We start from the raw sequence: 13932 nt of genomic DNA, 5'->3' as shown, positions 1-13932 counted from the left end.
AGTGGGCGACCTTGATCATCCACAATGACTAGCCCATGCATTTGGTAGGAGATTCCTAATGCAGTAATGTTGCTAACATCTATATGTGTTTCAGAAATGACTCGTTTGATTGCGACACAGGCGTATCGCCACCAAGCATCTGGATCTTGTTCTGCCCAGTCTGAGTGTATCGATTGAATCTCCATTTCATTGGATGGCTCATGCACACTCAGTATGTTTTTTCCTGTAGCGGCTTCTACCAAAGCTACCTTAACAGACGAACTTCCTATATCTAAACCTAAATAATACATATTACAGGGATTCTCTCAAGGTTAATGTCGTCGGAACATAATGTTGCATGGGTTCCTCTTGTGTAATGAACTGTGCGGCTTTGGTTCCTAGTTCTTTAAAATCTGTTGAAATGACGGAGATTCCTTTATAAATAAATTTTTTCATAGGAGTCTCGTTATAAGATAGAAAACCTACATCTACCCCTGGCTCAAAATCATGATCTCTACATTGCTCTAAGAATCTACCTAGCATACGATCACTTACGCTTATATACGCAATGTCTTTTTCTATTTTGAACTCTTTTGGATTGGTCATCACTTTGAAATCAAACTGAAAATCTTTACAAAATTTTTCAAAGAAAACAATCGTTTCCGCAGGATGATCACTAAAGGTTGGGTATAGAAAATCTATTCGTTTATACTTTCGAAATAGATCGGTAGCGCCTTTGAGGGATTCGTAAAACGAGGTGCCGAAATCTTGAAAAACATAATTATTTTCTGAAGTTGAAAATATATTCCAATCGATCAATAACAATTTATCGGAACTGATTTTAGATACAGTTTCGGCTACTTCTTTATGATCAAAATTCATCACAATGTATTTGTAGTACTTCCCTACACTGTTGTTGATGATCGTTTTAAAGTTATCTATATTATAATGATGAAATTGCACATCGGTACTGATGGTGTCAGGTACATTATTTACAAAGGAGTGATATAGGACTTCTTTATATGCCTTAAAGGTATCGAGTACTAGCAGTACTTTCTTTGTTTCAGTCGCTACATAATATCCTTTATTAGGTACCGATGCTACAATGCCATTTTCTTTTAAAATAGAATACGCTTTAAAGACCGTATCTCTAGAAAGTTGATTTGCTTTGCAGATGGTATTTACCGAAGGTAATGCCTCGCCCTTTTTCAACACATCCTCTCCTACCGCATCACTGATAGCGGTAACAATTTGTTGATATTTTGGAATATCGCTTTGGTGATCAATCGATACTATCATTTCTTTTACATCCATACTGTTCTGTTCCGGTATGTAAACTTATGAAATAAAATTTAAGAATCGATCAATATTGAGACCTTTTGTAATACAAAAAATTACTTTGACAGCTTTGAAGAAAATATTTAATCTTTTTTTTATGGCTTAATTATTCTGGCAAGAGATATTATGAGGAATTAGAAATAATAAGTATAATATTATATAGAGCTTTATTTTTTAGTGTTTAAAAAATTCAACACTTCTTCCCATTGACCGTTCCAATTATCAAAGTCATGCGCTCCTTCTGTCTTAATTTGCTTTACATGAAACCCTTTAGATGTATAGAGCTGATACAATGGACCCACATAGTTCTCAGCATCATGGGTTCCTGTAGAAATAAAAATGTTTAGATTTTTATTCTCTGAAAAAGCAATAGCGGAAAGTGCTTCTTTGCAAGGATACGTAATGGGTGACAACAAAGCATAGTTCTGAAATAAAGTAGTTTTTCCAGAAAAATAGGCAGCACTAAGACCACCAAAGGAAATCCCTATGAGACTCCGTTGTTTTACTTTTAGCGAAAGCGAACCTTCAAGAGGTATTAATTCTTCTTCAAAAAATCGAATATACTTATCATTACAAAAAAAGTAGGTGTTGCGCTGATCCTGATTGGTTTCTGGATGTATAGTACTTACAAAAACATAATATGCCTCTGGTATTTTTCTTTGATCTGTAAGTTCCTTAATTCTATCTAAAGCACCATTTTCAATCATTTTCTGTCCATCTGTGATATAGACAATAGGAATATTTTCATCATCAGGAAAGATACCATAAGTCGTAATCGAAATCTTCTCAGAAAGGATCTTGCTATCTATAACAAACGATTTTTTTACAGAAACAGCTTCCTCACATTGGCTTATCAATATAGGGATTAGTAGTACTAAAAATGTTTTGATTGAAGTAAATTGATTCATTGGATACTGAATTTAATTCAATCTCATGGCTTGATTAATCTTCTTGTCATTAATAATATCCTGAAGAAAAGTTTTCTTATCAAAATCCTTTTTAAAAGGCATTTGCCTGTATAGTTCATCAAACTTATCTTCAACCGTTTCTATCATAAAATCGGCATCTGGCTTAATTACATCTTTGAAGTTAGAAAATTCGTCTCGATTAAAAAGTAAATTTTTTGCGTCTATAATTTTATTATCGATCGCAAACTGTACTTTTTTATGACATCGACACGGATTATCTTTATTGACTAGTCCACATTTATTATTCATATAATTAAACATATCCTTGCGTGCTCGCGAGAGTTTCTTTCTATAATTATCTTTTGAAATATTTAGAATTTCAGAGCCAATAGTTTGGTCTGCATCAAACATTTCTCCTAAAATATAAACGATACGCTGGTCTCTATTTAAACAAAGTAACATACCACTCATACAAGAATAATTCATCTCCTTGATCAATTTTTCATTGGCTTTTTTTTCAGCATCCGTCATGGTTGTATCAGGAGTATTTTCTAGTGCATTTGCGTGTACGTCAAAGCTGGTAAAGACTGCTTCACTAGCTTTGCGTTTTGAGGCTAAAAAATGATTAACAACAATCCGATAACACCATGTTGAGAATTTACTTTTTCCTTGAAACTTACTCAGATTCGTAACAATTTTTATCAATGCTTCTTGTGTCAAATCTTTAGCATCGGCTGGATGACGTACCATTTTCCAAGCTACGTTATAAATAAAGGGTTGATGCTTCAATAAAAGCTCTTCTAGTGCTTGTTTACTTCCGCTTTGAGCATCGGCAACAAGTGTTGCATCTGTCTTCTCACCTGTATATACTTTTAAAAAAGGATTATCCATTGTCTTGTTATTTTACTAATTAGATACCATTTTTTGCAAGGTGTGACAACTAGAAGTAATATTAGTAATGATTTCAAAAATAAGTAAATATGTAAGAGTTCGCTTCCCTATTTCGGCTACGCTCAATATAAACGATAGCAAAAAAAATATTACAACTCGTCACACATGAACTATTACTGCATCAAAAGGGCATAACTTTTAAATAAACATACAATGAAAACTTTAAAATTAGTAGCCTTTGCATTCTTATTTGCTTTTGGGTTCAATAACACAAATGCTTCTGCACAAAATGCCGATGCTAAATTAGTACACACTCAAATCGTTGAGAAAAGTGCAGATGATGTTTGGAAAATCGTACGAAATCTAGATTTCTCAAAATACACACAAACTATAGATCAAGTAAAAGTCATTGGTCAAGCAGGTGCTGGCGCATCTCGTGTATGTTCTACACCCGATGGAAAAGGTCAATTTAAAGAAAACATATTGGCTTATGATGATGTCAATAGAACCTACACCTATGCGGTAGTGGAAGGTGTACCCGTAAAAGGTCTTATCAACAACTTCAAAGTAATTGATTTAGGATATAATAAATCTATGATTGTATGGTGGTCTAACTATGAGGCGTTTATGCAAAATCCGCAAATGAACGAGCAACAGTTTACTGCCTTTATGAAATCATCTGTCAATGAGATTGTCACAAATATGGCAAAAGACGCTTAATTTTTTGTTCTCAATAAAAATGCTCGTTGTTATGACGGGCATTTTTTAAAATTATTTTTTGACTTGTCACAAACAGGCAATTTCTGAATCAAAGTGTAAACAAAGAAAGTGACCTTTTTTATATCGCTTTCGCGAAAGATGCCTGAAGCTAAGTTGAAAAGGCATAATTAAAATATATCAATATGAAAGTCAATAGGACAGTGCAAATTAACGCATCAGCAATTACCGTCTGGGAAATGTTGTATAAAAACTATGGTCAGGCTTGCGATTGGGCAAGTACGGTAAACGAGTCTGCATTCCGTAACGTAGTAGGATCACCATACGGAGGAAGGACGTGTTCTACCACCTTTGGAGACGTAAGCGAAATCATAGATCACGTCAACGAGAAAACTATGGAATTACAATACCATTTGGATGATACACCCTTTATTATGAAAGCAGCAACTGCACATTGGAAAGTAACCTCGACAAGTGTCAATACCTCTGATGTCACTATGAAACTTGATGCAACGCTGGCAACAATTCCTGGTTTACTGATGGGGTGGCTTATCAAGCCAAAGATGAAAAAGGATATCTATCAGACCATCGATGACTTAAAACACTTTATAGAAAATGGAGAACCGTCTGAAGCAAAAAAGAAGTCTGATGCCAACTATTTCAAGAAAAAAGGCAGAAAAGCCGCATAACCCTAAATCACAATAAATCTAAAACATATAACAATGAAAAATAAATTTATCATAGTAGCCGTCATTACAATCATGGCAACTACCCTCTCTTTTGCACAATCAATGGAGAAGAATTTTAAAACACTTCAAGTAGAACTTAAAATCAATGCTCCTGCAGAACGTGTTTGGGAAGCCATGGTATTGGATTATGGAGAAATAGCCAACTTCTCACCCTACATATTTGCTTCAAATTATGAGAATGGGTCTCTAAAAGGAACATTAGGAGCAGAACGCAAATGTTACTTTAATGAAAAAGGGACACAGTGGTCGCACGAGCGCATTGCTACTATTGATAACGACAAAATGGAGATGAGAAATGTCATTATAGATGCGGCTAAGTTTCCACTTAACCTTGACAATTCTCAAGCCTTTTATAGTGTAAAAGATAACGGTGACGGAACAAGCACGGCGTCTTACAAATTTCAGTTTAGAACAAAACCCGCTTTTATGGGATTCTTTGCTAAAGGTCCGTTTAAAAGAACGCTCAAAGGAACCTTAATAGGCTTAAAACACTATGTGGAAACTGGAGAAAAAGTGAATGGTGTAAATGGAAAATACGATGAAATAAAAGACAAGTACCAAGAACCTACTCTAATAAAAAGTTAATTACAAAAACAAAAAAAATGACAAATCAAGAAATAGCAAACAAGTTAGTCACTTTACTAAGACAAGGACAATTTGAAACCGTTTATGATGTCCTTTTTCATAAAGATGCACACCATATAGAGCCACAGTCAGAATATTTCGCAGATATAAAAGGTGTTGAAGCTATAAAAGCTAAAGATGTCGCAATGGCAGAAAATATTGTGGATGTAGAGGGAATGGAAGTTGGAGATGCGATTATTGCCAAAGATTATATCGCATTACCCTACAAAATGAACGTCACACTCAAGGATGGAAACAAATGGTCATTAGACGAGATTATTGTTTACAAAATAGAAAACGGTAAGATCGTTTCTGAACAATTTTTCTATTAGAAAAATGTGGTTTTGGTTAGGTTAGGTAGTTAGATGGTTTGCATGAGAATGCAGACCATCTATTTTTTGTTTGATACACAAAAGAGTGTACAATTTTACGAAGGGCATTATTTTTAAAATCCCTTAAAACATGTACCTTAGTTGTATATTCTCTCTTGTATGCAACTTTCCAATGAAATTGTACTTAGGCCTAGGTTTGAAAAAAATCTAGCCTATACCTCAGAAGAGGTATTAAGCGCTTTTGAAATTGCAACTACGACCTCAAAGGATTTTAAAATTAGTCGCGTAGATAGTCATGTGTTTATTAGAATCCCAAAAAGTAAACAGCATTTCTGGTCACCACAATTACACCTAGAAATTACCGAAGACCCAACCAACGGTACTATTTTAAAAGGGCTTTTTGGTCCCAACCCCACGGTATGGACAATGTTCATGTTTTTTCATTTTGTCATTGCTGTTTTATTTATAGCTGCTGCTATATGGCTGTATACTAGTATTTCCCTCCAAAAACCATACGTATTTCCTTTAATCACCATGTTCCTTCTCATAGTGGGATGGTTTGGGTTGTACGTGGCAGGAAGACTAGGAAAAAAGAAAGGCGAACAAGAAATGCAATCTTTATATGCTTATATGAAGCAGATTTTCAGTACGATTTAGTTTTGAATTATGTACACATTATCTGCTTATTTATTAATAACTGAATCTATAATATGTAGCCAATAATATAACTTTACCAACAGAAACATAAACTATGTATCATAATACAACAAACCCATAATGGATCTTATTACTAACCAAATTAAATTGGTCGAGGGAACGTATTCTCCGATCAATTCGGCAGATGTGTTGCTATCGTTAATTGCTGACAAAATAAAATTTCATAGCCTTCAAATTTTAAACATACAAGATAAAAGTGATCCGCGTGTGATACATGCTGAACTAAGAATTGTAGAACTAAAAGAATCCCGAAAATTAGTTACAGAACTCATTGTAAAAGCACAACATGAAGGATATGATATGAAAATTGATGGGACTATCCACATTGAAATGATAAAGCAACCACGATAGAGAACTTCTTTGATAGATTCTAATGTCGTTGCATAATTGTGTATAGGTAAATACACTTTCACGTCATATTTAATGACAAAGAAGTTTATGCTGAGCTTATTCGGAGTACGAAAGCGTAAACATATTAACCCTAATACGGCAATAACTTCTTTAAACTAACAATTTTAAATCTGGGGTAGTGTATATAAAGTATATATACCTAGTGTGCTATCCCATAATTTTCACTAAGAGTTCCTTTAATAAATCTGGTGTTGAAAAAGCACTAGATCCTACACCTTTACTTTTTACATCGGCTTCTCTTAATAAGGAAATCGCTGCACTCACCTGCTTCATTGGATAATGTTGTGCCGCCGTTGTATATTCTCCTACAAAATAAGGATTGACACCCAAAGCTTTGGAAACCGTGCCTTTATCTTTATGAGGGAGTCCGTGATATTTTAATAAATTAAAGAAAAAACCATATAAAGAGGATATGGTAAGTACTAGCGGATTGTCTTTAGGGTTTTGTGTAAAATATTGACTAATACGTTGTGCTTTAACAATGTCTCGCTCTCCTACTGCCTTGCGAAGCTCAAAATTATTAAAATCTTTACTAATTCCTATATTCTCCTCTATAGCTTCTGGTGTAATCTCACTTCCTTTGGGAAGTATCAGCATTAGTTTTTTAATCTCATTATGTACTTTACTGAGATCTGTTCCTAAATAATCCACCAGAATATGTGCCGCTTTTGGATTAATATGATAGCCTTTCTGTATGACAAGTCTTCGTAACCAATCACTCACTTGGTTTTCATACAGCTTTTTGTTCTCGTAGTGGACACCATTCTTTTTGAGAGCTTTTGCGAGCCCTTTTCTTTTGTCTAATTTTTTATACTTATAGCAAATAACCAGCACTGTAGAGGGTTGTGGATTTTCTACATAGGAAGCTAACTTGTCTATCGTACGTGACAACTCCTGTGCTTCTTTTACAATCACTACCTGGCGCTCTGCCATCATAGGGTATCGTTTTGCATTGCCTACAATATCATCTACCGTCACATCGCGACCATACAAGACCATCTGATTAAATCCTTTTTCTGACTCTTCAAGGATATAATCTTCTATATAGTCTGCTATCTCATCTATAAAATAAGCCTCTTCGCCACTTAAAAAGTACACAGGATGTATGATCCCATTTTGAAGGTCTGATAGTATATTTTTTGCGTTTTGCACTATGGATGTTTAGTATAAAAAAAGTAATTTGCAGTCATGCAAGTACTCGAATTTCCAGCGTATGACTTTCGTCTCAAAAATAGCGAAAACAAACCGTATATTTTTGACCCTATACGTAAAAAATTTGTACATCTTACTCCAGAAGAATGGGTGCGACAACATGTATTGCAATTCCTGATACAAACCAAAGGATATCCGACGAGTCTTATTAATGTAGAAAAGGAAATTAACATTTACAATACAAAAAAGCGATATGATGTCGTAGTCTTTCATTCGGATGGGAGTATTTTTTTGGTGGTAGAATGTAAGCGTCCCAAAGTGGGGATTACGCAAGCCACCTTTGATCAGATTGCTCGCTATAATTTACAATTAAAAGGAGAGTTATTGATGGTGACTAATGGACTACAGCACTACTTTTGTGCTATGGATTTTGAGCAAGAACGATATCACTTTCTTAAAGAATTACCTAAATATACTATAAAATGATGCTTTATATGCTTTCGCGAAAGCGGAAAACCCTTTTATTTGCACCGTGAAAACAGCCATCGTTATACTCAATTGGAATGGACGTCCTTTATTGGAACGTTTTTTAGGCAATGTTGTACAACATAGTGCGCATCTAGCCACTATTTATGTAGCAGACAATGCCTCGACAGATACTTCGGTAGCCTTTTGTAACGACTATTTCCCAAATGATGTGACGGTTATTCAAAATGCAGAAAATGGAGGATATGCCAAAGGATATCAGGATGCCTTACGCCACGTAGAAGCAGATGTGTATGTATTACTGAATAGTGATGTAGATGTAAAAGAAGGGTGGCTTGAGCCTATGTTATCTGTTTTTGAAAGCTCCTCTTCTATTGTTGCCGCACAACCAAAGATCAAAGACCTGAAGCGTCCTACCTATTTTGAATATGCGGGTGCCGCTGGGGGCTATATAGATGCCTTAGGATATCCGTATTGTAGAGGACGGATTTTTGATAGTTGTGAAGAAGATATAGGTCAGTATAATGATACGGTAGACGTACAATGGGCAAGCGGGGCTTGTCTTTTTATTAAAGCAGCGCAGTATTGGGAAGTAGGAGGTCTGGATGAGGATTTTTTTGCACATCAAGAAGAAATAGACTTGTGCTGGCGTATTAAGAATAAAGGATACAGAATTGTTGCTGTGGGAGCTAGTGAGGTATTTCATTTGGGTGGTGCCACACTTGCGGCTTCTAATCCTACAAAAACCTTTTATAATTTCAGGAATACACTTTTTGCCGTTGTGAAAAATAGCGCTAGTCCAACCTATATTTTACTTATTTTCTTTCGTTTGATACTAGATGGCATCGCTGGAGTAAAATTCTTGCTAGAAGGAAAACCAAAACATCTTGTTGCTATCATAAAAGCACATTTTAGTTTTTATAAGCATTTACCTAGTTTACTAAAAAAACGAAAAATCCTACAACAACGTCAGGATTATTATCAGATTCACTCTATTGTTTTTGAGTATTTTATAAAAAAGAAAAAGTCGTACAGAGATCTTTAGTAAAAAATATTTTGGGCAAGTTCTATAAACATATATAAATGATATTTTTTGATTTCTGAGGCTAGTTTCCAAGTATAAAATACCTCATCTAAAATAACTGGAAAAAGACTTAGATCCCGCTGAAAAAGTGGAATTAGTTCAACTAGTCGTTTTAAATTCGTCGCTTTCCAACTTTTTAAAACAACGTTTCACTAATAATCCTCTTGATAAGTCCTGTAAACATGTAATGGAATATATTTTTTTGATTTCTGAGGCTAGTTTATAAGTATAAAATCTCCATCTAAAATAACTAGAAAAAGACTTAGATCCCGCTGAAAAAGCGGGATTAGTTCAACTAGTCGTTTTAAATTCGTCGCTTCGCTACTTTTTAAAACAACGTTTCACTAATAAAATCAATAAAATATTGTTAATAGCTATTTTAACATTTCCATTTTTGGTACTTTTGAGTAAACCCAAAATAAAGTAAAAAATTATGAAACGTATACTATTAGTTAGTGGTGCTTGTTTAGTATTACTCGCTTCTTGTGTGTCAAAAAAGGAATATGCAGCGCTTGAAGCAAGACAGCAAGAAACACAAGATTTATTAAACTCTGCAACTGTAAAATTAAATTCATGTTTAGAAGAAAAAGCGAGTGCAACAACTCGTGTGACTTCTCTTGAAGAACGTCTTGCAGAATTACGAAGAGATAGAGAAGACCTTATTAAAAGTTCTAAGGATTTAACGATGCTCACAAAGCAGGGAGCAACAAATTTGGAGAAATCTTTAGAAAGTCTTAAAGAAAAGGATTTAAAGATTAATCGTTTGCAAGATGCCCTTACCAAAAAAGATAGTGTCACTCTAGCGTTAGTAACAAGTCTTAAAAGAGAAGTTGGTCTTAATGACAAAGATATTGAGATCAATGTTGAGAAAGGTGTGGTATTTATATCTCTTTCTGATAAAGTTCTCTTTAAAAGTGGAAGTTATAACATTACTGATAGAGCAAAAGAAATCTTAGGGAAGGTAGCCACCGTTATTAATGGTAAGCCAGACTTTGAGGCATTGGTAGAGGGTCACACTGATAATGTTCCTTATCAAAAAGGAGTTTTATTAGATAACTGGGATCTAAGTGCGAAACGTGCTACGGCTATTGTACGTGCTCTTGTGGAGCTTGGTGCAAACCCTGCACAACTTATTGCCGCAGGAAGAAGTGAGTATGTGCCACTTGTACCAAATGACAGCGCAGAAAATAAATCGATTAACAGAAGAACAAAAATTTATGTACTTCCTAAAATTGATCAATTCTACACGATGATAGAAGAAGAAATGAAAAACTTAGAAACCGAAGGAGGAAACTAAGAAATTTCTTTTAAATATATATTATAGACGGCTGCCTTATGGTAGCCGTTTTTTTGTTTTAAGAACTAATTTATAGTTTATGAATTTATACGTCTGTATCCTCTTTCTATCTCCTTTTCAAAAGAGTATATTATATAATAGACAGATAGATATCTGTTAAATTCTACTGAGGCATATTCTTTGTTTTATTCAAAAACATCGACGAAAAGCATAAAAATTAAGCCCAAATACGCAATTTTAACATCTCAACCCCTTTTAACTTAATTTTTTTATATAGATTAGCGCTTTATATAATTTAGCATACCCCAAATCATACTAATATATATACAATAACCCCAAATTACATTGATTAATACATATTACCTACTTTAAAACTATGAAGAAAACTACTTTAAGACGCACGGCTCTCGCTTGTGCGTTATCGTTAAGTACTATTATTGGCCTATTTGCTCAAGATGATGCAAATAGTACTACAGATACAGATAAACGTATTTTAATCACAGCCCCATCTTCGGAACAACTTAGATCAATCCAAGAAATAGGTATTGACTTACATTGTGGAGCAAAATTTGAAGGAGACAATTTACGTCTTGATCTTCATTATACTGAAGTACAAGCTATAAATCAACTTGGATTAAATTATGAAGTTATTCAAGATGATTTAACGACATTTTTTGTTGAGCGTTATGAAGCAACGCGTGCGCAAGCAGAAACTGAGTTACGCCAGATGAAAGAACGCTCTCTTGCTGAAAGAGCACAACGTGCTTCTTTAAGTACAGGTGATGCTAGCTTAGAAAGTTTTATACAGCGCGAAGAGTGCGAAGAGATAGACTGGGTAGCACAAAACTTTAGACTAGGAAATTCTTTTGGAGGATGTCTTACAGTAGATGAGATGATCGCCGAATTAGATAGAATGCGTACACTGTATCCTAATTTAATCTCCATGCGTCAAGATGCTTCTCCTATTGGACAGCAGACTTATGGGAATACAACAGGTACTGCTTTTGACCCACAAACCGTATGGTATGTTCGAATCTCTGATAATCCAGACATCGATGAAGCTAACGAACCAGAATCACTTATCACTGGAATGACTCATGCACGTGAGGTCAATAGTATGATGAATGTCATTTACTATATGTGGTGGGTATTAGAAAATTATGAATTAGATCCTGCGGTAAGAAACTTAGTAGATAATCAAGAAATGTATTTTATTCCTATTACCAATCCTGATGGGGTAAAATGGAATGAGGTGATTGCTCCTAATGGAGGTGGTTTACAACGTAAAAACTTACGCCCAGGTGTAAATGATAATGGAACTACGGGTACTGCTAACAGATTAAGAGGAGTGGATTTGAATAGAAATTCTGCTTACTATTGGGGATTTGATAATTTAGGTTCTAGTCCAACACAATCTAGTGATGTTTACAGAGGTCCTTTTCCTTCATCTGAGCCAGAATCACAAATTCTTGCAGATTTTGTGCAATCAAGAGACTTTAAGTATGCAATTAATCATCACTCTGGTCTTAACTCTATCGTAACCTCATCTTATAATGGAAATCCAAATGCGGCCCCATCCAATCGTGAGGATGAGTATCAAAAACTAATGCATGATGCAACTCGGTTTAATAGATATATCCACGGCTCTGCTCCAAATACGTTAACAAACGCCAATGGAGATACCAATGATTTTATGTTGGGCGGACCGGATGTAACCTATAATACGGTAATAGATTATGATGGAGATAATCAAGGAAGTCCAGGTTTTAATCAATCCTATACCGCTAGTGGTTCTGGAAAAAATGTAATTACGTTCTCTCCTGAAAATGGAGATGAATTCTGGCCTGCTGCTACAGATATCATCAGAGTATCGCAAAGAGCTGTGCGTATGAACTTGATGACTTCTATATACGCTGGAAAGTATGCAAGACTACACGATTTCACAAAAACAAATCTTACTTCTACAAACCCACAATTAGATTTTGAAGTTGAATATCTAGGACAAACTGCTAGTGACTTAACGTTAACAATCACACCAATATCTGCTAATATTACGGGAGTAACACAACCTGGAGCAACTTCTCTTAATGGAATGGATATTTTAGAACAACGTGCTACAAGTGCTACATTGACATTAGATGCTGGTATTGCTGCTAACGATCCTATAGAATATCAAGTTAGCTTAAGTAATGACACCTACACCATTTACCAAGTAAATTATATTAAATATTTTAATCCAACAGTACTTGTAAATGGAGATGGAATTGGTAACTGGACAACAAGTGGTACGAATAATACGTGGTCAGGAACGACTGATGGATATAATGGAAGCACCAATGCCATCACCTCTACCCCTTCTCCTCCTTACGGAAACAATATTTTAAGTTTTGTAACACTAGATACACCTGTAGATTTATCTACAGCAAATAGTGCTGTGATTCATTTTAATGCAAAATGGGATATTGAGCGTAATTTTGATTTAGCACAATTGGAAGCTAGTATAAATGGAGGAAGTACTTGGGTAGCTTTATGCGGAAAATACACCAAAGTACCTTCTGGAGAACAAGGAAATTTTCACTTGAATAAAAGTGGTTCAGACCAAGTTCATCAAGGAAATAACGGAACTCTAATTTATGATGGTGATCTTGTTTTAGATCCTAATGTTACAAATACAGCAACCGCTACAGATGATGTAGATAAATGGGTTTTAGAAGAATTCTTATTGGATCAATTTAATAATGAAGGAATTGTAGGAAATAACAGTGTAATTTTCCGATTTAGATTTGATACCGATTCTACAAACCGAGCAGATGGATATGATACCAATTTTGAAGGATTCACCTTTGATAACTTCCAAGTTTCTGTTATAGATCAAACTTTTGCTTGTACAAATGAAGTCGTAGATGCCTTTCCTTTTACAACCAGTTTGGAAGCGCAAGGTCTTGGTGCATGGATGCAAGATACTACTGATGGTAATAATCCCAATGGTAATAATAACTGGACATTAAATACAGGAGGTACTGTTAGCGGTCCGACAGGTCCAAGTGCTGGTAAAAGTGGTGATCAATATTTGTATTTAGAGGCTACAGATCCAGCAGTTACTTCAGATACGAATGCTATTGGTTTTAATGCCGTAGCAAGATTAATAAGCCCTTGTATTGACCTCACGGGTGTTAGAAATGCCGTGTTTGAATTCGATTATCATATGTTTGGAGCTGATATGGGAACCCTTGAGATAGAGGTTTCT

The 13932-nt window shown here is 35.0% G+C and carries 15 protein-coding genes; 10 read left to right on the top strand and 5 right to left on the bottom strand.

From position 1 onward, the window contains the following. The 4 genes from Q0505_RS17420 to Q0505_RS17405 form a co-directional block, all read right to left on the bottom strand. Window positions 1–290: FGGY family carbohydrate kinase (locus tag Q0505_RS17420; protein ID WP_299215621.1), on the bottom strand; the 290-nt coding region annotated here is incomplete at its 3' end. Between the two features lies 1 nt (window position 291). Next, the gene (locus Q0505_RS17415; protein ID WP_299215619.1) at window positions 292–1278 is read right to left on the bottom strand and encodes a GntR family transcriptional regulator; all 987 of its coding nucleotides are present in this window, start codon (window positions 1276–1278) and stop codon (window positions 292–294) included. Window positions 1279–1484: 206 nt separating this feature from the next. Then, entirely contained in the window at window positions 1485–2225 is a 741-nt protein-coding gene (locus tag Q0505_RS17410) for an alpha/beta hydrolase-fold protein (protein WP_299215617.1), read from the bottom strand. A 12-nt stretch (window positions 2226–2237) separates the two neighbouring features. Next, window positions 2238–3116 (bottom strand): RNA polymerase sigma factor, encoded by an 879-nt coding sequence (locus Q0505_RS17405; RefSeq protein ID WP_299215615.1) that lies wholly within the window; start codon window positions 3114–3116, stop codon window positions 2238–2240. A 213-nt stretch (window positions 3117–3329) separates the two neighbouring features. Here Q0505_RS17405 and Q0505_RS17400 point away from each other — a divergent pair, with 213 nt between their 5' ends. From Q0505_RS17400 to Q0505_RS17375, 6 genes are all read left to right on the top strand, one after another. Further along, entirely contained in the window at window positions 3330–3836 is a 507-nt protein-coding gene (locus Q0505_RS17400) for an SRPBCC family protein (protein WP_299215613.1), read from the top strand. 182 nt (window positions 3837–4018) lie between these two features. Continuing rightward, on the top strand, window positions 4019–4522 hold the full coding sequence (locus tag Q0505_RS17395; RefSeq protein WP_299215611.1) for an SRPBCC family protein: 504 nt from the start codon (window positions 4019–4021) through the stop codon (window positions 4520–4522). A 33-nt stretch (window positions 4523–4555) separates the two neighbouring features. After that, complete coding sequence (locus Q0505_RS17390; RefSeq protein WP_299215609.1) at window positions 4556–5167, top strand: SRPBCC family protein; 612 nt, start codon at window positions 4556–4558, stop codon at window positions 5165–5167. 17 nt (window positions 5168–5184) lie between these two features. After that, entirely contained in the window at window positions 5185–5538 is a 354-nt protein-coding gene (locus Q0505_RS17385; protein WP_299215607.1) for a nuclear transport factor 2 family protein, read from the top strand. 159 nt (window positions 5539–5697) lie between these two features. Further along, window positions 5698–6195, top strand: a complete 498-nt coding sequence (locus Q0505_RS17380) for a GTP-binding protein (protein ID WP_299215605.1) — start codon at window positions 5698–5700, stop codon at window positions 6193–6195. Between the two features lie 120 nt (window positions 6196–6315). Beyond that, entirely contained in the window at window positions 6316–6606 is a 291-nt protein-coding gene (locus Q0505_RS17375; RefSeq protein WP_299215603.1) for a hypothetical protein, read from the top strand. A 207-nt stretch (window positions 6607–6813) separates the two neighbouring features. Here Q0505_RS17375 and holA read toward each other — a convergent pair whose 3' ends face one another. Next, window positions 6814–7818 (bottom strand): DNA polymerase III subunit delta, encoded by a 1005-nt coding sequence (gene holA, locus Q0505_RS17370; protein ID WP_299215601.1) that lies wholly within the window; start codon window positions 7816–7818, stop codon window positions 6814–6816. A gap of 36 nt (window positions 7819–7854) precedes the next feature. On the opposite strand from holA, the gene Q0505_RS17365 reads away from it, so the two are divergent. The 4 genes from Q0505_RS17365 to Q0505_RS17350 form a co-directional block, all read left to right on the top strand. After that, window positions 7855–8304, top strand: a complete 450-nt coding sequence (locus tag Q0505_RS17365) for a type I restriction enzyme HsdR N-terminal domain-containing protein (RefSeq protein ID WP_299215599.1) — start codon at window positions 7855–7857, stop codon at window positions 8302–8304. 46 nt (window positions 8305–8350) lie between these two features. Continuing rightward, the gene (locus Q0505_RS17360; RefSeq protein ID WP_299215598.1) at window positions 8351–9349 is read left to right on the top strand and encodes a glycosyltransferase family 2 protein; all 999 of its coding nucleotides are present in this window, start codon (window positions 8351–8353) and stop codon (window positions 9347–9349) included. A 472-nt stretch (window positions 9350–9821) separates the two neighbouring features. Then, window positions 9822–10685: an OmpA family protein gene (locus Q0505_RS17355; RefSeq protein ID WP_299215596.1), complete on the top strand. Its 864-nt coding sequence runs from the start codon at window positions 9822–9824 to the stop codon at window positions 10683–10685. A 376-nt stretch (window positions 10686–11061) separates the two neighbouring features. Beyond that, window positions 11062–13932 (top strand): M14 family zinc carboxypeptidase (locus Q0505_RS17350; protein ID WP_299215594.1); only part of this gene is annotated, 2871 nt, incomplete at its 3' end.

The organism is uncultured Dokdonia sp. (assembly GCF_937910895.1).
Taxonomy (GTDB): domain Bacteria; phylum Bacteroidota; class Bacteroidia; order Flavobacteriales; family Flavobacteriaceae; genus Dokdonia.
Note: the sequence above shows the minus strand (reverse complement) of the source record. Positions and strands in the feature narration are given on the sequence as shown.